Source organism: Pedobacter miscanthi, from assembly GCF_032678605.1.
Lineage (GTDB): Bacteria > Bacteroidota > Bacteroidia > Sphingobacteriales > Sphingobacteriaceae > Pedobacter > Pedobacter miscanthi_A.
This window is the reverse complement of record NZ_JAVTSU010000032.1, coordinates 1-19,858: the sequence shown is the minus strand read 5'-3', so window position 1 is coordinate 19,858 and position 19,858 is coordinate 1. Positions and strand designations below refer to the sequence as shown.

The following is a 19,858-nucleotide window of genomic DNA, read 5'->3' as shown; positions in this document are numbered from 1 at the left end:
TTACATCATAAGTACGTCTTGAGTATTAGAGATTAATTTACTTCAGATGAAAAACCTATACCTATTTATCATTTTTTCCTGCTTTACCATAAGCGTTTATGGCCAATATAAAGTCCGTTTAGCTTCGCACGCCTCAATAGGTGTAAACCCTAATATCGAAACCTATTTTTTTGTAGAAAAGTTAGCCGTTGAACGCATTAATAATTACGTTTTTGATATAAAAGGTGTTGATTATTCACATCAGCCTATTGTTTATTTTGGTTTCAAACATTTTCAGCGTTTTGAAAATGATCCGATTATCATCCGAGTTGCAGAAATACTGAAACAGGTTAGGGATGGTTTTGGTGATAATGGGCCGATACTGGAATATTTGTTAAATCAAAAAGAATTTCCGGCAAAAGGAGATCGGTTTGCAAAAGATAAAAACGCATCTTCTGCCTCTAATAATCTAAAGGCCTTATTCCCTGAGCTAACCGATAGTTTAAGAAAGTTTTATGTAAAGGCAAATGTAGCCGGATTTCTAAAAAACAACCATTCTTTTTATAAAGGTGCCCTTGGAGAAATTGCAAAAGACATCAGTAAATTAGCTTACCCATCTATAGAACGGTGGTATGGCAAAAAATTCACGCAGTACGAACTGTATATATCGCCCGCTATGCCAATTACACCGGGAGAAGACAGTTACAGGGGCATTGGACCGGTTATTTTATCACCGAAGGGCAAAATTCCTTCTATGGTAGTAAGCTCCGGCAAGATGCTAAAATTGCAGGACAGTTTACCTTTATACAGGCAATATGGCTTTGATAACGCGGGAGTAACCCAGTTTATAACCATCCATGAAATATCACATTCTTTCGTTAATCCTCTACTCGAAAAATATGAAAAGCAGATCAGGGCAGACTCGCTTTTGTTTATAAAAGAATTGAAGGATACTTTGGCATCCCGCGGCATTAGAGATTGGTATGTGTGCGTGACCGAACATTTGGTAAGACTTGGCGAAATAAGAATCGCGGCATCTAATGGAAATAACAAAGAAGCTGACCATTTACGGAATCTTCATATCGGCGAATACAGTTGCATATTAATCCCATTGTTAGAAGAAAAAATAACAACTTATGAAACAAACCGGGTAAAATACCCAACCTTTGAAAGTTATCTTCCGGAAATGATCAGCTTTTTACACAATTTAACGCCCGAAACCATCAATGATCAATTTCAGAAATACAAAAACTATAAAGTAGTTAGTCATTGATACTGGCTATAAAATCATCAATGATTAAAATACCTCCTCAAAGCAAAAAAAGGCAGTTCCCATATTGGAAAGCTGCCTATTTTCAAGCAAAACACTGATTATTTTTTGGTGTAATTGGAATACGCAGTTACCGTTTGTACACTTACCGACTGGCCTAAAAACTTGGCCTGCATATCCAGCTCTTCATTCACCGGGAAGTACCGTTTCGCATCGGCGTTTAAAACCACTTTTGAGTTAAGCTCAAACTTATCGGCCGTGAGCATGGCAATTTTTACAGGTTTTTCATTTAATGTCCGCATTTGCTCCAGTTTTTTTGTCCTTAGGTTTACAGTCATGTAAATCCGGCAGTCTTTCATAAAAGCGGCTTCTTTAGGTAGCGAAGTAGCCTCTATTTTATAACTGAACACCAACTGGTCTGCCGTTTCTTTTTCAATCTTATAACTGGCATCATCGCCTTTTGTAGCCGGATGTTCTTTTGCCCGGTCTTTCCTGAATGAGTTGATATCTCCTTTAGAAGGCGATTTTCCATTTACTGAAACCACCGTCCACCTTTCTTCTTTTGGACTTGCCGGATCAAAGTTGGCCGCAATCACATTGGTTTTACCAGCCGTTGTTGTAGATTGCTTGAGTTCGAAAGAATAATCTTCCGGCAGTTTCACATTTTCGGGATTTAGGATACTTGCATCAACACCTAATTTTGAAAATGCTGCTTCCACTGCTGATTTTTGGGCAGAAACATTTAAAGTAGATACAGTGAGTATAACAAGGGCGGCTACGTGCCTTAACTTAAGGTTTACTGATTCAAACCTCTTTTTTTCGCTTTTAATTTGCATGTTTTTATGTATATGATTCCTTTTTGATAGGGCAAAACTAAAACATAGGCAAATCCCGATGCCGATTTTCTAAGTCAAACAGGCAAAATATCCAATGAAGCGTGAATATGTTCGGATGAAATGATTTAAGGGCAAAAGACTGGTTTTAATACGGCCATTTACATTTCCATCCATTTTAAAAATGGCTGTGCCTTAATTTTGCTGACAATGATTTTTTCGGTCATATCCATTGAGGTGGTAACCAGGAGTTTTCGGTTAAAATAATGTTCAATATCCCGGATAAAATCGCGATTAAGTATAAACTGGCGGTTTGCCCTAAAGAATTGTAAGGGATCGAGCATCGATTCCAGGTTTTCTATGGTATAATTAACCGGATAACTTTTATTATCACTCGTATACAACATTACGGTACCGTTGGAGGCATGAAAAAGCTGGATATCGCGAATTTTAACAGGGATTATTTTTTCCCGGTAACTCACCAAAAGGCTTTGCCGGTAGTTGGTTTCCATTTTAGCAATGGCCTTATTGAGGTTAATGGCATGCTGACCGGATGATAACAAGTGATCTTTGAAACGGAGGTATTTTTCTATACTTTTCTGAAGCATGTTTTCCTCCACAGGTTTGAGCAGATAATCAATACTATTGGATTCAAAAGCCCTGATGGCATATTCATCAAAAGCGGTACAAAAAATTACGGGTGTTTCTACCTGTACTGTTTTAAAAATTTCGAAACTGAGTCCATCACCCAGCTGGATGTCGGAAAAAATAACTTCTGGTGCAGGATTATTCCTTAACCAGTCAACAGCAGCGGAAACAGAGCGAAGAATAATTTCAACCTGAATATTGTTATCAATGGCCTCTAACATATTTTTGAGGTCTTTTGCCGTTTTTAACTCGTCTTCAATAATGATTACTTTCATTTTTCTAACAATGGAATGATTACCGCAAACTTTTCTGAATTTTGTGAAATTTTAATATCCTTACCCGCGAGAAGTTTATATCGTTCTATAATATTTTTAAGGCCCGTACCGCCCCGTTCTACCCCTGACATCTTCTTCTGCAGGTTATTTTCGACGGTAAGTGAATGACCATCTCCATTAAAAATGGCAATCTGAAGGGGTTTATCAGGTGAGGCCATATTGTGTTTTATGGCATTTTCTACCAGGAGCTGTAACGACATGGGTGGTAATTGCAAGTGGAGGCATTCGGGAGCTACGTTAACTTTTACATAAAGTGCATCTTCAAAACGTTCGTTAAGAATGTAGAGATAAGAATTAATAAAATTAAGTTCTTCGCTCAATGCGGTAAGATAATGCTCATTAAACCTGAGCACATAGCGATAAACGTTTGATAACTGTACAATGTAATTTCTGGTGGGCTGATCGGCAACCATGGTGCGAAGGGTACTCAACGAATTAAAAAGGAAATGCGGACTAATTTGCTGTTGCAGCGAAATAAGCTGGGCCCTGAGGTGTGCCTGTTCGAGCCGTTCGTTTTCGAATCGGGTATTCTGAAGTGCACTTGTTGTGTGTGCGCTATAAAACACCACATAACAAATCAGGCTTACGACCACCATTCCAGAAAAATTAACAAGGATATTATCCAGGGTATCAAAACCAACAGATTTCCCTTCAAGCGGATTGGCTGGTAAAAGGAGATGCATCAAATAGGCCAGCAGGAAAGAAACCATGATGGAAATAATGATGGCCAGGAAATGTTTTACCACCTTATACCTGAACCCAAAATTCCCTGTGATAAAATAGCCCAACGACATCCAGCATACGCCCACCCCAACATGTACCGAAAGGATGAAATATAAAACCTGCCAATAGGTAATACCGGTAAAAGGCTCTTTACGAAGCAATAATGCAGAAAGGGTGAGACTGCCCGCCAAAATAAAAAACCACTTTAGCTGATATTCCTTTAACATTTACAAATGTACCGATTTTAAGGTATAGCCTTACCAATTCGGCATTGAAGCAGACAAAAGTTGTTTTGAAAAGGACAGCATGCCAAATCAAAAGGAATAAAACCATATCATCAGTTAGCTTGTTCTTCAGATACATCAACCTGTAATTGTTATGATTAATTTTATTAAATCCGGCATTATAGCCGCCAGCTTACTGGCATCTATCTCAAATCCCGAATACCTGAAAGAAAACAATTCGAAGTCAGAGTTTAATGGCACGTTACCACAAACGAGTGACGCGGCATTGCTGAATCAACTAAATGAACTTTGTACTAAACAGCTTAGAGCAGCCGGATTAGCTGGCAAACAAGGTGGAACGGAAGTGAAAAACTGGGGAAACCGGCTTTCCATAATCCTGAGTCAGTTTAATGATGAAATACGTGTGTTGGCAAAAAATAAATCCATTGCCTTAAGCAGTTCGATGCCTGAAGGAGGGCAGCGACCTGATGGCCGTACAGATTCTTCGCCTGAAAACCTCAGGGATACGTCAAGGATTAACTCCGGCGCCGGTGAAGCCGGAAACAGTGGCCTTACCAAAACCAAAGCAATTGGCATTAATGACCAGGCAAGCAATGCGTTAGTAGCAAGCCTTAAAAAACTTAAAGGGAATGCATTCGACCGCTCCTATAAAAACCTTTTATTAAGTGACCGCCCAACTGCTGAAAATTTACTTTATAACGCCTCAAAATCTACTGATGCTTCCATCTCGGCATTTGGAAAAAAACACCTTGCAAAGCTAAAAGCAGCAAAGTTATAAAATGGAAAATTCGTAAAAAATCCCTCATTTTATTGAAGGATTTAAATGATAATAGTAAGAAAGATGTTTTTTTAAAGGAGTTCTTTTCGTAACTGCTTTTAAACCCCGAAGCTCACATGATAGTGATTCTGAAAAATTTCTTTTCTGAACTATATTTAAAAGAAATGATGTTAGCGTAAAATATGGTCAAACCATTAACACGATAAGATTATTTTGCAATTTTCCAGGTTTTACCATCCCAACTGGCCAGTACACCTTTTTCCTCATCATTTTTGGGCAAATCGCCAGCCTTAAGCATATCTTTTGTCAACTTTAAACGGCTTCCTACCCATTATTACCTAATACGAGTTGTTTTTGCGCAGTATACGCGCCTTTACCATGCCAGCCGGGTACTGGTTTGTTAAATAGTTTTTTTACGGCAAGCCTATGTACGTTAGCTTCGTAGCATTCCTTCCATATCGTAAAAATAAACCATGTTTGCCGGGTCGGTCAAATGTCGTGCTATTGCAGTCATCCTTCCTGGCATTACGGAAAACGGAATTCCCCTTGCCTTCCCCTTATCATCAATAAAATAATTACTGGTAATCAACTGATTGGATTTCTTGTGGATCATCCTGTTGGCAGGTGTGCCGCCTATACTTTCAGGATGTACAGTTAACTGCATATTTTTACGTATACTGTACTCGAAGTCCAGCTTTCGTTAAAGTTGCCAAATGTGGGTAAATTCCGCTAATTTTTAGCGGCCTGGTAGTTTGAAAAAAATAACGCTGTACACCCACCCAATAATCCGGTATTTTTCAGGCAGCTTGATAATTGCTGTAAAAAAATAGTGCTAAAATTCGGTAAAGAGGATATTTCGGAGTGGAAAAACAGTGATGATGGTTTGCTAAGCCTGCAATTATTCAATCAAACTATGGTGAGATTAAGCCCGGAAACATTAAAACGTGTATAGGGGCTCGAACCAAAAATCGTAATTTATTTACGCTATTGAACGATTTAAAAATAGGCTAAAAAAGAAAAAGCCCTTTAAGATATCTTAAAAGGCTAACGGGTCGACAATGGTTCAAATCAGCAATAAATTTATCGCTGATTTAAAGCGAATCGCAGAACTAGACACTAAGATGACAGAGTACAATGAGCTTGGTAGATTGATGAAACTACGAAAAAAAAAGAAACGTTAATTCCGAAAGTTGTAGACAAAACGAAAAAAGTGAGGGCAAAAAGGAAAACAAGAAAGGTAATATTGAAAAAATGGATAATAAACATTACCGATTAAATTTTGGACTTATTGAAGTCCTTTATTTTCCTTAAGGCATATTTGATTCTTTTATTATCACACACTTTAGTACCGATTATTGGGATTACTTTCAGGATTTAAAAGTCTTTTTTTTGCTTATTGAACCCATAGTGGAAGATTTAAAAATGAAAGGTTTTATATACTAGTCTGCCCTAACCACAGGTAAACAGATCGTAGCAACGGTCCCGCGCCCCTTATCGCCCAAGCAGATTTGAAAACTTGCCTTAAAACCATTATGTTGCCTGTTGATCATTTCCACCCTTTCCAAAATAGATTGGAGTCCGATAGATTTCTCTTTTATGCCTTTAGGAAGCAATGGTTTGGTGTTTTTCTGATAGCCAACTCCGTTATCAGCAACTTTTATACAAATATGCCCTGGTCCAAAATTTATGGCTACATCTAAATGCGCATCGTGTTGCGGCGATTCGATTAATCCATGCAGTATTGCATTTTCAATTAATGGCTGGATCAGCATTGGTGGTAAAAGAAAATCCTTAAGTTGTACCGCCTCATCAACCATAAAAGTGTAACTGAAGGCATTATCATAGCGCATGGCCTCTAACTCGGTATAGAGTTTGATTGCTTTCCATTCCCTATCGGCGGTGACCATGCTTTTAGTGGAGTTTTCAAGAATCAAGCGGCTTAAGGCCGCAAACTTTTGAATCAGCCTGGAAGCCACTTTTTTATCGTTATCCATAATGTAGGATTCGATAGAGTTTAATACATTAAAAATAAAATGTGGGTTCATCTGTGAACGTATGGCTTTCAGTTCACTTTCTGATAACTGGTTCTGGTAACTCAGTTCGCTGTTAAGCTGAGCGGCCTGTTGTTGCTGTAGCGTGTTTTTAAACCGCAGCTGCCTGATCCGGTATTTATTGTACAGAAAAAGTAAGATAGAACTGAGTAGCAGCACGAGTAATACTGCGTAAAGCCACAATTGTTTAAGTTCTAATTTATCCAGTTTCTGCTGTTGCGAAAGCTGCTTTACCTTAACAGATTGCAATTTTCCATTATTCATAGAAATCACCAGTTGTTTTTGTTGTTCTTCTTTTTGCAGTTTTTCGTTTTGTAACTGTACCTGCTGCAGGCTTCTTAAACGCTGGCTTGCATTGAGCTGTTCTGAATTTAGGGCCAATTGCAGCCGCTGCTGTTTCATCTGCTCATCAGCCAACGCTTGTTGCTGTTGATAGGTAACCTCTTTTTTATCAAATTCGTATTGTATACTAAGCCTGGCTATTTCGTCTCTTTTTTTGCTGTTATTAATGCTATCTTTAAAAAGCGAATATTTTTTATAATAGAAAAGTGCACTGTCTGTGAACTTAAGTTTTTCGTATACCTTACTCAGTCCTTCACTGGCATCCCTTTGTATTTCGGGTATTTTCAAATCCTGTCCTATTTTTAATGATCCCAATCCATAAAATTTTGCGCTTACCAGATCTCCTTTCTTAGCGTAAGCTTCTGCTGCATTCTGCATGTTAAAGCCTGTACTTTTAGTATTCCCCAACACCTTGTTCAAAGCAATTGCTTTCAGACTATAATTCAAACTCAGGTCATATTGCCCGTTCTGACTGTAATAGGAAGCCAAATTGCCTGTTTCACGGGCATAACTTACTTTGTCACCTAAAGAATCAGCTAATTTTGCAGATTTCGTTGTATAGAAAATGGCCTTCCCGAAATTTTTTTGATGGTTATATACATTTCCAAGGTTTCCCAGTGCAGGTATAATTCCCATTTTATTGTTCAGTTTTCCGTGTGCTACAATTGCTTTCTGAAAATGATCAATTGCTTTGGCATAATCTCCGGTTTCCATATAAACCAATCCGATATTCCCATAAATGGCAGCTTCGTCACGCTTTCTGTCTTTATAATTATGAGGATCATTTTCAGGGATTTGACTCAGCATTTTAGTAGCCTGTTGATAATAGTTTAACGCCTGCGGAAAATTAGACTGATAGAGATAAATGGTAGCCATATTGGAAAGATCGCCGGCAATGCCATAAGCATTCTGCTCAGCTTTATCTTTAAGCAATGCACTACTTAAAGCTGATATGGCCTCAGGAAAGCGGGCAAGGATATTTAAAATAGCACCTTTTACCCTATAGCAGCTTGCCAAAACGCCTCTCTCTTTAATATTACTCTCGAAAGAAAGAATCTGATCGATATAAACCAGGCTCTTCTTCGGGTTTGAACTGATAAAACTGATACTGAGAAAAAACAGATCCTTGGCTTTTTGATCATTATTATAAGGATTTACCAGGACTGCTCTTTCCAAAGAATCGATTTTTTTCTGCTGTGCGTACACCTTTACCTCCCCCACGCCTATAATAATTAAAGCGAGAAACATACTCCATAAAAAGCTAAAAAAAATCTTCATCCTTTGGTTATTTAACTGATAACAAACCGGTTATTCAAATTAACAGAAAATTAATTGGATAACTATTCCCCTTTACTAAATGAAACAGAGTATCCACTCATTGAAACGGGGTTTTGACGTAGGCAATTATTCCTTTAGCATCATTCCGTTTGATACTGAAACAAAACCTTATTCTTTTCCTGCTGTTTTTTGCCCCCGGCCTTCCCTCAACCTATCCACCCTTTCACTCATCTATCCATCTCACTCAATCATTGTGAAAAAATAGCATCTCCAGGCTAGTTAAACTTGTATCAGCAAAATGAAATAAACATTAGCTCATCCTAAAAATACAACTATGAAAAATTTAATCCTTGCGATTGTCTGTTGCATCTTACTTGCCATCGCCTGTAAAAAAAATAGTGACCAGGCCCGGGAAGTCATTAAAGGCGACCTGAAAGAAACTATTGAAACCGTAAACGGCATTACCTATAAAATTTTTACCGGCAAAGATGCCACAACCTTTAAGGGCATTTTAGTAATGGGCAGTGGTAACGACGAAAATAACCCTACCGAAGGCAGTTTAGATGGAGCAGCCGAGACTGCGATCTGCGAAAAAGCAGCTGCTAACGGTTATGCCGCGGCCATTGTGAAATATCGTAAAACGCCTGGCAATGTCAACTCCGATGCCTGGAATACCAGTGCTAAAATGATTGGTGAAGATTACGATAAATGCATTGTAGCCATAGCTGGTAAATATAATGTCAGCAAAGCGAAGGCTGTAGTAGGTGGCTACTCTTTCGCCTCTTATATGCTCTTTAGCGATATTTCTGCCAATAATACGCTCAGCTATTGCAAAGGTGTGCTGGCAGCATGTGGCGGAAGCGGTGCCTGGAATGCCCAGAACTTTAAAGTTCCAGTTTTTGCCATCAGCTGCAGTGGCAACAATGAAGGAGAGTATTATGGAAAGGGGCTTTATGATCAGATACCGGCAAACTCACCGATTAAAGCCAAAAGTGAAGGCATCACCGATAATGGCTGCAGCACACACTGTGGTGGTGACTGGACGGACAAAATGTACAGTAAGATGGTCGTTTGGCTGAATTAAAATGAACCAGGGAGGTTAAAAGTAACCTCCCCTTAAGTAAAAATAATCAACCCTTAATTTAAAAAACATGAAAACATTAAAATTGACATTAAGCGTCCTAATGCTGATGGCCACTTTAGGCGCCTGCAAAAAAGACAAGAGTGACCCTAACGATCCAGGCAACCCTGAAAACACCCAAAAGGTAGCCAAAACAGATTTATTGCCATATTACATTGTAGCAGAACGTAAAACCGGAGACCAGAAACTGGCCATTATGACTTTTACGCAAGATGGTGACGTGCTTAAAGTAAACCTTAACCGCCAGGGCTATTTGAGAAGCATCACAGCAGCGCTGACCGATAATGTGCTCAGTTTCGATTTAGATGGCACTGGCACTTATACCTACCGTTATACACTTGAAAAAAATATTTCAGGACAGTTAACGCTGAAATCTTACCTATATAGTGATAAGACCAATACAGCACAAGGATTCGAATATGCGGTTATGGCCAATACCACTACTGCACAAAATTATGAAAATGCCGATTTCAAAACAGGCAATCTCCTGTTCAGGTTTAGTGCTGCGAAAACCATCGATTGGGATATCAGGGAACGCCAGATTGGCACTAAATATTATCCACCTCCAATTAATCAAACGCTTCCGGTTACCGGCATTGCTCCTGAGGTATCTATACCTTATTATGCAATAGGCACAGGTAGTTTCAAAGCAAACAGTGATTTCATCGGCGCTATGGTGCCCAACTGGAAAAATGTGAACAGCCCGGTTATGATTGTAGAACGCAGCAATATCATCTATCAGGCCAATAAACAGTAATCATCAACTTTAAAAACAAAAAAAATGAAAAACGTTAAAAACATCATAAAAATATTCATCGTAATGAGTGTTTTGTTCACCCTGACTTCCTGCAAAAAAGATAAAGACGAAGATGGGGCATCTGGAGCCGTAGCTGGTAAATTCGATTACCAGAACAACAGCAACAATATTAATTCCGGAGATTACAGAGGTGGAAACGGCGATGGTGCATGGCTCTATTTCCTCACACCCGATTTTAATTCTGTACAAATCCGTTTCAAAAACCTGGGCAATTATGTCATTCCGATCGGCTCTTTCACCTATAAAAATGGTGTCCCTTACAATACGGCCACAAATTTTGCCGGAGGTGCCGTAACGGTTAACAATGTAACCGATGAAATAAATGGCGGCACTGTGGTAATTGCCAAAGATGGCGACAAATATACCATTACGTTTGATGCCACTACTGGCAAAGGCCCCTTAAAAGGCAGTTATACAGGCACATTAAAAAAAATCTAATCAGACCAGTCATGAAAAACCTTAAAAAATTCGCTCCCCTTTTGTTCCTGCTGCTGGTGGCAGGAGCAATTAGCTCTTGCAAAAAGAAAGCTAAAAACGAAGCAGTTGATACCTGTGGCATACCTGAACTGCAGATGACCGCTTCAGCAGATGTGGTTAATCCCTGTGGAATTGCAGTATCGGTTGGCGGTAAGGTAGCCGTTACAGAATTTAAACAGCCATACGGCTCAACAGGAACCACAAAAATCTGGAACAGCTATAGTGATTTGCTGGCGAAAAAAGTACCTGCTCAAACTTTCCAAAGCGTGGGAGCCGAATCAATTGCTTTTGACAACAATGAAAATTTATACATCACCGAAACCGAACTAAATGCCCGGATTGTAATCTATAAAAAGAATACCGTTAACGGGGTTAGCACCTATCAGTATTCAAGGGTAATCCAGGAAGGCTTCATCAATCCACGCGGAATTGCTTTTGACAGTAAAAACCGCCTGTACCTTGCTGATGACGGCAAAGACAGATTACTCCGTTTTGATGATCCATTAAACAGCAGTACATTCAGTGTTCTGGCAGCTGTATTTGGAAGTCCAAAAGGATTGGCCATTGCCAATGACACCCTTTACCTCACCGGTTACAGTTCCGACCGCTTGTACAAATACGGATTGACGGCGACAGGCGCTTTAGGCAAAAGTGTAATCGTAAACTTACCAAAACTGGTTGATGTTGCAGCTTATGGGAACATTGTTGCAGCGGTCTCTCCGGGCAACAGGCGCATTACCCTGTTAAACAGCAACCAGATCCAGTCTACCGAGGTAAACTTTACCGGCTGTACCAAAACACTCACAGGCACTGGAGATATCTACGGCCTGGCCTTTGTAAAAACAGCAAGTGGCTACGGACTTTTAGCCGCCCATTACAATCAAAACAAGATAATATTTTATCAACCTTAATTCTACACCAACTATGAAAACCATCTTGATGATACTACTGTTTGCTGTTGCGATCAATATCAGCGCACAGACAAAGAAAACACCAACAAAAAAACTGGTCACCAAAACAGCTGCTAAACCCACTGTAAAATTAGCACAGAAAGTTAAAGCCAATACCAAAGCAGATGGTTACAGCACATCCAAAAACTACAGTACCGCAATCGGGGTGAAATTTCTCTATGGCATATCCCTTACTGCAAAACATTTATTGAAAGAAAAACATGCTTTGGAGGGCATATTTACCTACAGGGGTTTTAGTGGACTGGGTACCCAGATCGGGATTAGCGTGGCCTACGAATATCACCTTCCTGTAAATGGCGTACAAAACCTAAAATTGTACGTTGGTGGAGGTGGTCATTTCGAACATTTTTCGTTCGATGATGACCTAATTGATCCTACCACTACCGTTGGGGCACTAGGTGTTTTAGGACTTGAATACAAATTTAAAGGTCTTCCCATTGCCATTAGTGCAGACTGGCAACCGGTATTCACATTCAATAGCGGTGGAGGTTTTAGCGCTGAAAATGGTGGTATCGGTGTAAAATATACTTTCTAGAACGACTGGTTATGAAAAAAATCCTCATCATTGCTTTTTTAGGTTTGTTAAGCCTTGAAAGCAGGTCACAGATCCGTTCGCAGGTGCCGATAAAAATACAGATTTCCAACAGCCAGAGCGATACCGAAAAAATCAGGATCCCCTTCAGCCAACCCACCACTTTACATGATGATGGCGGTTGGGAAAAAGCTCCCGGCAATTGGCAGCCTGCAGTAAAACATCCTGTTGCCTGTCGCAGCGGGCTATTATTCTTAGACCGTAAAAAGAATGGCCTGATCAAATATTTTATGGTAGAAATTCGTTTCGACAAATCAGGAACAATAGATTTGACCGCAAACAGTATGGCCGCCAGTACAGCTGGAAAAAACACTTGGAAAACCATATTTGGTAAAGAAAATGAAGTCGTGAAACAAACCATTATCTGCACCGAAAACGATTTTGGCACCGAAATGTATCTTTACCTTAAAAATTTCAGGCCGTACAAGCGAAGCCAGGTAAACTGAGTAATGGTTAAAAACTTTCCACCAGGTCTGTAATCTAGAAAATATCCCGATAAGTTTTGGCCAACCGGATTTAAAACCCGAATTTTATGATTAACACATCCCCCTATGTTAAAGGCAGTTATTTTAGACGATGAAACCCGAGGAAGTAAATTGCTTTCGCAAAAACTTCAATCTTTCGAAGATGAACTTCAGGTTGTTGGCATTTTTAACGAGCCCGCCAAGGCCCTAAATGCCATTCTTACACTAGATCCAGACGTTCTATTTCTTGATGTAGAAATGCCGGGAATCAACGGCTTTCAATTTCTGGAGCGTTTGGGGAGTTTCAGTTTTGAGGTGATTTTTACCACTGCTTACGATAGTTATACACTGGAAGCACTCCGCTTAAGTGCTGTAGATTACCTGATGAAACCTGTAGATGAGGACGATCTGAAAACCGCTATCACCCGCTTACGTAAACGGGTAGCAGGAAAAATTAAACAAAGGGTCCCGAAATCTGAAGTTTTAAATGCACGATTGGCATTACCTACCGCAGAAGGCATTTATATTATTGATAAAACAACCATTATCAGGGTGGAAGCCATGAGCAATTACAGCGTTTTTCTACTCAACGATAATAAAAAAATCATCGTTTCTAAAACCCTGAAAGAATATGAAGTGCAATTGAACGATGATTTTTTTATGCGCATTAACCGCTCGGTAATCGTAAACCTCAGTTACGTTGTAAAATACCGTAAGGGAGATGGTGGCACCTTAGAACTTAGCGATGGCGCAGAGGTGGAGGTCTCGCCGCAACGTAAGGAAGCATTATTGCAGAGACTGTTCTGATGGCTTTATGCTAATACCCGTATCCTTGAGACAAATTAATGTGTTTGATCACATAGACAAAAGTTCTGTCGACATTTTAGGTGCCAGGATATAGAAATTTCATAAATCAAAACCATCCGCAAAAAAGGTTGGTTCTAGATTTACCTAAAACATTTTTATGAAAAATCAGAACATCAGCAGAAGAAAAGCCGTAGCAATACTGGGCGATCTTCATGATGAAGGCTTTTGTAAAAAACTGGTAGATACCGCAGTGAAAGAACTGGATGGCCTGGATATGCTTTAGCCAAACGTGTTAAAGAAATAGTAAAAAATGAGTCCTTCCCAAAAAAGATATGTAAGGATCATAAAGAAGCTTAAAAGAGTATTGAAATCAGAATCAAGACCTGTAACGATAAAAGGCGCTACGGTAGTCTGGATTATCTTACGCCTAGCAAAGCCCATGGTATTTCCGGTGAGATAAGTAAGCATTGGAAATGCTATCCTTGTAAAAAAAGCATGGAACAAAAGTCACGACTGTCTAAAAATACAATCAGAAAAACGCACAACAATTCTTTTAACCTGAGTTCCGTAATTAATTCAATTTAAAATTGCAATCATGCTAGTAAATATTTGTATTTAAGTATTTAATATTTACGAGTGCATGATTACATACCATAAAGTTACCGACATTTTCTGCATAGTTGACGAATTTTGCAAGAACTTTGATAAAACCCATTAAAAACTTCATTCTTGGGAAGCTGTACCGTTCTGAATTTACTTGTCGTTTTTGAGTTATAATACTAGAATAAGACAATCACACCTCAGCACTACTGGTGACATTCCATCAGTACCCGCCAAGCACAATGGAAAAACTAAAGGGAAAAAATTTAACCGAACAGGCCGATTTTTTTTCTAACTCTAGTCAGGATAGCTTATTGCTGGATCTACATTATCTGAAACCGGACACCATTCCCGGGACAAAATTCCGTTACAACAGTTCAGCCTATATGCTGCTCACGCTGTTACTTGAGAGAATATACAATAAACCATTTCAGCAGATCGTCACAGGCTACCTACGGGAAAAACTGGGTATTTCGCATGCCGCGCCTCTATTGAAAAAAAACGAGCTGAGAATGGCGGCCCAAGGTTACGACCGCAATGGAATGCCGGTAAAGTATATCAACTTAAAAGGCTATTTCATCGGCCCACGATGAACTCCAAATCGGAAGATTAGGTGAGATTTATGGAAGCGCAGTTGGCAGATAAGGATCCTGCAATCCAATTGCCCCACCAACGGACATTCGGCACCGCGGGCCTTTTTGGCCTGGGCCTGGGCTGGATGATGAATACCCAGAGTGGTCAGGACTATCTTTATCATGATGGAAATAGCAAGATTGGCTTCAACACCATCTGCACTATCTATCCAAAACAGCGCCTTGGCATAGTCATTATTGTGAATGAAGTATCAAGTCAGCAGAGAGTGGGTGATTTAGAAAACAGACTTTACCAGCTGATCAAATAATAATCGGATCAGTAAATAAACACCAGTTCAGCATGGACCGTGTAATGGAAATTTGCGGTAGATTCCTCGTCAATGAGGAGAAAGGAAATGTTTACATTAGTTTTTAGTCCCGTCTCTGCAACATTGGCGATTAGTGAATTCTTGATCCTGTTGAGCTCGCCCTTTAGCTTTTCCAGCTGATCTTCCGGCAGATCAAGTTAGCGTACAAGTTTATTTCGGAATTTTCAAATTTGCAATTCGCTTCAAATCTTTCAATAAAAAAGTCCTTAACTACTTGACACCCTTTCGCTCCATGAAAAATACTATTTAACTGACGCCTGATTCCGGAGCAAAGTGGCCGTTATCTCTGAAATACCCACCTCCAATACACCTTATTAATTCTTATGTATTGTCGTAAATACAAGGAAAATCCCGTATTAAATCCGTTTATACATACACTAACAAATTTAAAATAATTGAGAAACCTGTGAGCCATAAAGAAATCGTAATTTTTTGGAGTGTTGGATCTTTATGTTTGTTAAGATTTCTGATTTTATGATGTTCTATTTCTTATGTCTAGCTGCTTTACGAGCCGCTTCCTGAACTCTCCAATCTGCCACAGAAACCTCAATAAGTCTGGAACTGTAAGTTTCTACACTGATAGGCGAATCATGCATGAAATCCCCATCATTGTACCACTGAGAGGCAAATCCTACTTTTTTAGCATCTGCTCCCGCTAAAAACCGAGCCGGAGATTGGAGATCTTCTTTATTGTATGGATCCCACGTGAAGCTTACTGAAGCAGTTGGCTTTCCAGATTCTTTGATAACCATGTTTACAAGATTTAACTGGGCATTATTATTTGCGCTCATTTTTTCCTCATCCGAAAAAGTCTTCCATGTTGCGATATCAGGTCCGAAATACAGGCTTACCTTATAAACTTCGTTCTTATCATTATAGAAAATTTCATAAATAGCGTCAACTCCTTTGTTCGCCCCTGACTGATAAGACATAGATTTTGGTTCTTGAGGATGCCCTTTAAAATCTGATTTTATATACCCCTTGCTCTGGTAATCGCTGAGCCTCTCTTCAAGTGTCTTATAGCCATATAAGTCGAGTTCGAGGGCTTTAACCACTGGTTGTATTTTCTGTGCATAAACATTGTAAAAGCAGATAAGAAAAAGTACGAGAGTCAGTAATTTAGTTTTCATTTATTTAGTTTTTTTTTTATAATGGAAAAGTAAAGAGGATATAAAGCCATAATTTGTGCGTTATTAGTCTTACAATTTACAAAAATTATAGATTCCGCCTTGGTGAGTTTTAATAATTTTTTAAGCTCTATACTACAAGCTTATCAACTTCGAAATGAACCTTACTGTCGGTGTATATCTCTACCAAGGTTTCATCCCTATCCATAGGGTCATGGCTAAAAAAGAATCCCGCGGAAATAAAACCGATAAATGCAGCAACCGTCGGTGCTGAGGAGTTGAAAGTCCAATAAATGTTCTCGGCTGCTATATAACTTGCCAGATTGTTATTTTATTCTTGGTTTTTCTCAGGGGGAGATACAAAAAACACTTAATCTTGTACCTTTAAAAATGGCTGTTGGTGAAAAATTTCACATACACGAACAGACCTATATATAATAGCAGGCCTAGGGCGAAAACAATTCCCATAACGATCCCCATCATCTTCCAAAACCCCATCTTTATAGGTTTTGCCCCTGTACTCTTTCTAAAATTTTGGGGAGCTAAAAATCCGATCAATATCAAGACAAGCATTATCCCGATAAAAATCCATGCACGGTAGATCTGATCTTTGAAATGCAGCCATCTTGCCTTAACCTTCTCACCTCGGCTTATGCAATTGGTAAAGACATAGTCATTTCCCAAAAATGAGCTTGCGGATCGGATGCTTAGACTTTTTCTGCCATTAAGATAAAAAAAGATATATGGCCTGCCCTGCATAGAAAAATCTTTGGTAATGGTTTTCAGTTTTACCGAAGTATGATCGAAACCACTTCTGTAAAACACTTTCCGAACCTCGGTCACCTCTGCCTTTGCAGAACTTTCTGTATTGATCGCTGAGCTGACCAAAATATCACCATTGACAATCATATAATTGCTTGTGAAAAGCCCTAACAATGAATACATGATGAAATACCCAATTACTCCGTACCAGTTTTCGCGCTTGATAGCTGTCGTTCTCGCCGCGGCATAAAGACTGATTGGCAGTATAACCAAGAGCGACCACCACCATAACGATGAAGGTGCGTGGTCTGAATATATTTCAAGGAAAAACCTTGACATCACATAAACCAGCACCCATAAGGATGCGTAGGCGATCAGAAATGGCTTTTCAATCAGACGCAGGTATTCTTTTAAAAGCATACATTGTTTTAATCACGTAAAATTAGAAGTTCTGAAGATACGGTATCTTTACCCTAACAAATACATCATCCTGTTCGTATTTCGATATTTTTTATTAAAACTCCTAATCTGTTTGCCGGCAAGATTGCTTTAGTTTCATAACGTAGCTTTTTTAACAAAACGATTCAAACGGTCAAAACGCGACAGCCCTTATACTAAGACCATAGACTCCTTGTCGGATTTCCTGATCTTTAATCCGCATTCTTCAAACAGGTATGAATTGAAGATTAGGTTTCCAACTGCATAAAGGCTAAGTACATGAAATGCAAATACCATAGCCCTTCTCTCATGAAGCAATGCACGCGTCGATGGTGGCTAATGGAAAACGTCTGTATGCTACAAATAAAAGCAATACCCCTACCGCATAAATCCTGATTCAAACTCATCAAAAGATTGGGGGTTCAAACTTTCAGATAACCGTTACCTCCCGGGCATATTATCATGGATAAAAAAAACTTTTACTGATATTTATTTTTTACGGATGCCGACCTGCTCTCAAAAAAATGTTATTAGATCAAACAAGAAGAAATAAAATGGTAATTTATCGCATATAAATGATACGGTATATAAATTTAAGCCGATATTTATCAGGCAATCGATGTAGCATATACCCAGTTTCACAAAATGACCAGAATTATCTGCAAAGAAGATAGAGAAATCCAGCTGCTTAACTTAGGAATGCCGCTAGCTTTTTTAAAAAGCATAGGTAATACGCTGGAATTGAAAAGCCGTGTAGAAGATGTAGATGGCGCATATTTCTATTTACCGGGGATAATAAATTATGAAATCCTTAAAGATAAATACGTGGTCCCTATCTACAGTTCCGGAGAAAGCTTTTACATGATACTTTATGATGAGAAAACGCAAAATATTATACATTTTGAGCTTGAAAACGATCAGGTATATGAGGATTATAGCAATAACTGGGAACTGCTGTTGATGGATATAATGATAGTTTATTTTGATGACCATATCGATGATGAGCTCAGCATTGAGGATTTTATTTCTTTAGGCAATAAAATCGGATTTGAAAAATCCAAGGATTTATTCCAGTTCAGAAATATTCCGATCGAAGATTACTATATCAAGTCAGAAAAAGCCAAAGAATGGAGAAATGAAATAGCAAAGGGACTAAAAATACTTTAGGTGAAGTCCGACAGAATAGTCAATTGAAGACGGTTGTGCAAAATAGGACAAGGGAACAAAGCAATCCTATTGGCGTTGGCTGCGCTCCATGCTATAAATTCTATCGAAAGACAATTAATATACAGCTATACGGTCAGTGACTTTAAGTCAATACTTCGTGGGGGTACAGCCGACAAAGAATTATTTAAAAGGCAGGACATGCTAAAGCAGCCCGTATGTAACATTGCGAGTATGATAACGGTAATCAAACATGACTGAAATCTCTATATCAAGTTTCTTTTTTAGGATTTATCCTTCAAAACCTCTGTTCTATACGAACAGCTATTATGACAGGCGTATGATGTATAAAACAAGGTAATTTAGCGGGTGAATAGCTAGATTTACTTTTCCTAGACTCGATTGAAGTCTACATCTTATTTCCTGATTACATTCTTGACCACAACAAGTTATATGCATAAACATAACACCGGAAAATCATTATCTTTTGCAGTTATAATTCTTTTTTGCAGTCTTTTATCCAGAGCTACCGAGTTACCTACAGATACTATAGGCACCATAGTTACAATTGAACAGGGGCAGCTAAAGGGCACCAGATCAAAGGAAGGTATATTGGCATATAAGGGAATTCCATATGCAGCAGCACCAGTGGGAAAATTGAGATGGAAGGCGCCTCAAGCAGCTTTGAAATGGAGCGGGATCAGACTGGCAGATAAGTTTGGCGCACGGCCGGTTCAAAACTCAAACCTGCTTTATGAATTCAGGTCACAGGCGATGAGTGAAGACTGCCTTTTCCTCAACATCTGGACATCTTCAGTTTCAGACCAAGAAAAAAAACCTGTATACCTCTTTATCCATGGAGGTTCATTCATCCATGGTGACGGCTCACAGATAGCATACGATGGCGCGAGCATGGCAAAACAGGGAGTCGTATACGTGTCGATCAATTACCGTCTCGGTGTTTTTGGTTTTATGTCTCATCCAGAACTAAATAAAGAGACAGCTTATGGCGGTTCGGGAAACTATGGACTAATGGACCAGCTTGCAGCACTTAA

Annotated in this window: 21 protein-coding genes; 14 read left to right on the top strand and 7 right to left on the bottom strand. The window is 39.1% G+C overall.

Annotated elements, in window-relative coordinates; genetic code table 11:
• Window positions 1-46: 46 nt before the first annotated feature.
• A complete protein-coding gene (locus R2R28_RS27830; protein WP_316828936.1) occupies window positions 47-1,252 on the top strand; it encodes a DUF4932 domain-containing protein in 1,206 nt (401 codons plus the stop codon).
• Window positions 1,253-1,350: 98 nt separating this feature from the next.
• Here R2R28_RS27830 and R2R28_RS27825 read toward each other — a convergent pair whose 3' ends face one another.
• The 3 genes from R2R28_RS27825 to R2R28_RS27815 all read right to left on the bottom strand — a co-directional run bounded on the left by R2R28_RS27825 (window position 1,351) and on the right by R2R28_RS27815 (window position 4,015).
• On the bottom strand, window positions 1,351-2,085 hold the full coding sequence (locus R2R28_RS27825) for a hypothetical protein (protein WP_316828935.1): 735 nt from the start codon (window positions 2,083-2,085) through the stop codon (window positions 1,351-1,353).
• 158 nt (window positions 2,086-2,243) lie between these two features.
• Window positions 2,244-3,005 (bottom strand): LytTR family DNA-binding domain-containing protein, encoded by a 762-nt coding sequence (locus R2R28_RS27820; protein ID WP_316828934.1) that lies wholly within the window; start codon window positions 3,003-3,005, stop codon window positions 2,244-2,246.
• On the bottom strand, window positions 3,002-4,015 hold the full coding sequence (locus R2R28_RS27815; RefSeq protein ID WP_316828933.1) for a sensor histidine kinase: 1,014 nt from the start codon (window positions 4,013-4,015) through the stop codon (window positions 3,002-3,004). Before R2R28_RS27815 ends, R2R28_RS27820 begins: the two co-directional genes overlap by 4 nt.
• Before the next feature lie 151 nt (window positions 4,016-4,166).
• On the opposite strand from R2R28_RS27815, the gene R2R28_RS27810 reads away from it, so the two are divergent.
• Window positions 4,167-4,811 (top strand): hypothetical protein, encoded by a 645-nt coding sequence (locus R2R28_RS27810; protein ID WP_316828932.1) that lies wholly within the window; start codon window positions 4,167-4,169, stop codon window positions 4,809-4,811.
• Between the two features lie 433 nt (window positions 4,812-5,244).
• Here R2R28_RS27810 and R2R28_RS27805 read toward each other — a convergent pair whose 3' ends face one another.
• Both R2R28_RS27805 and R2R28_RS27800 read right to left on the bottom strand, forming a co-directional pair.
• Window positions 5,245-5,475, bottom strand: a complete 231-nt coding sequence (locus R2R28_RS27805) for a hypothetical protein (protein ID WP_316828931.1) — start codon at window positions 5,473-5,475, stop codon at window positions 5,245-5,247.
• A gap of 775 nt (window positions 5,476-6,250) precedes the next feature.
• Window positions 6,251-8,482 (bottom strand): tetratricopeptide repeat protein, encoded by a 2,232-nt coding sequence (locus R2R28_RS27800; RefSeq protein WP_316828930.1) that lies wholly within the window; start codon window positions 8,480-8,482, stop codon window positions 6,251-6,253.
• Window positions 8,483-8,816: 334 nt separating this feature from the next.
• Between R2R28_RS27800 and R2R28_RS27795 the strand changes: the two genes are divergently transcribed.
• The 10 genes from R2R28_RS27795 (at window position 8,817) to R2R28_RS27750 (ending at window position 15,252) form a co-directional block, all read left to right on the top strand.
• Window positions 8,817-9,566 (top strand): hypothetical protein, encoded by a 750-nt coding sequence (locus R2R28_RS27795; RefSeq protein WP_316828929.1) that lies wholly within the window; start codon window positions 8,817-8,819, stop codon window positions 9,564-9,566.
• 67 nt (window positions 9,567-9,633) lie between these two features.
• On the top strand, window positions 9,634-10,380 hold the full coding sequence (locus tag R2R28_RS27790; RefSeq protein WP_316828928.1) for a hypothetical protein: 747 nt from the start codon (window positions 9,634-9,636) through the stop codon (window positions 10,378-10,380).
• Between the two features lie 24 nt (window positions 10,381-10,404).
• The gene (locus R2R28_RS27785) at window positions 10,405-10,878 is read left to right on the top strand and encodes a hypothetical protein (protein WP_316828927.1); all 474 of its coding nucleotides are present in this window, start codon (window positions 10,405-10,407) and stop codon (window positions 10,876-10,878) included.
• Between the two features lie 11 nt (window positions 10,879-10,889).
• Window positions 10,890-11,828 carry a hypothetical protein gene (locus R2R28_RS27780; RefSeq protein WP_316828926.1) on the top strand — a complete coding sequence of 313 codons (939 nt, stop codon included), beginning with the start codon at window positions 10,890-10,892 and terminating at the stop codon, window positions 11,826-11,828.
• A gap of 13 nt (window positions 11,829-11,841) precedes the next feature.
• Window positions 11,842-12,423 carry a hypothetical protein gene (locus R2R28_RS27775; protein WP_316828925.1) on the top strand — a complete coding sequence of 194 codons (582 nt, stop codon included), beginning with the start codon at window positions 11,842-11,844 and terminating at the stop codon, window positions 12,421-12,423.
• An 11-nt stretch (window positions 12,424-12,434) separates the two neighbouring features.
• Window positions 12,435-12,926 (top strand): hypothetical protein, encoded by a 492-nt coding sequence (locus tag R2R28_RS27770; RefSeq protein ID WP_316828924.1) that lies wholly within the window; start codon window positions 12,435-12,437, stop codon window positions 12,924-12,926.
• A 105-nt stretch (window positions 12,927-13,031) separates the two neighbouring features.
• Window positions 13,032-13,751: a LytTR family DNA-binding domain-containing protein gene (locus tag R2R28_RS27765; protein WP_316828923.1), complete on the top strand. Its 720-nt coding sequence runs from the start codon at window positions 13,032-13,034 to the stop codon at window positions 13,749-13,751.
• Window positions 13,752-13,908: 157 nt separating this feature from the next.
• Window positions 13,909-14,034: a hypothetical protein gene (locus R2R28_RS27760; protein WP_316828922.1), complete on the top strand. Its 126-nt coding sequence runs from the start codon at window positions 13,909-13,911 to the stop codon at window positions 14,032-14,034.
• A gap of 559 nt (window positions 14,035-14,593) precedes the next feature.
• Window positions 14,594-14,944, top strand: a complete 351-nt coding sequence (locus R2R28_RS27755; protein WP_316828921.1) for a serine hydrolase — start codon at window positions 14,594-14,596, stop codon at window positions 14,942-14,944.
• A gap of 29 nt (window positions 14,945-14,973) precedes the next feature.
• The gene (locus tag R2R28_RS27750) at window positions 14,974-15,252 is read left to right on the top strand and encodes a serine hydrolase (protein WP_316828920.1); all 279 of its coding nucleotides are present in this window, start codon (window positions 14,974-14,976) and stop codon (window positions 15,250-15,252) included.
• A gap of 542 nt (window positions 15,253-15,794) precedes the next feature.
• On the opposite strand, the gene R2R28_RS27745 is transcribed toward R2R28_RS27750, so the two are convergent.
• A complete protein-coding gene (locus R2R28_RS27745) occupies window positions 15,795-16,442 on the bottom strand; it encodes a hypothetical protein (protein ID WP_316828919.1) in 648 nt (215 codons plus the stop codon).
• Between the two features lie 381 nt (window positions 16,443-16,823).
• Entirely contained in the window at window positions 16,824-17,621 is a 798-nt protein-coding gene (locus R2R28_RS27740; RefSeq protein WP_316828918.1) for a hypothetical protein, read from the bottom strand.
• A gap of 663 nt (window positions 17,622-18,284) precedes the next feature.
• Here R2R28_RS27740 and R2R28_RS27735 point away from each other — a divergent pair.
• Window positions 18,285-18,806 carry a hypothetical protein gene (locus R2R28_RS27735; protein WP_316828917.1) on the top strand — a complete coding sequence of 174 codons (522 nt, stop codon included), beginning with the start codon at window positions 18,285-18,287 and terminating at the stop codon, window positions 18,804-18,806.
• 450 nt (window positions 18,807-19,256) lie between these two features.
• Window positions 19,257-19,858: carboxylesterase family protein (locus tag R2R28_RS27730; RefSeq protein WP_316828916.1), on the top strand; the 602-nt coding region annotated here is incomplete at its 3' end.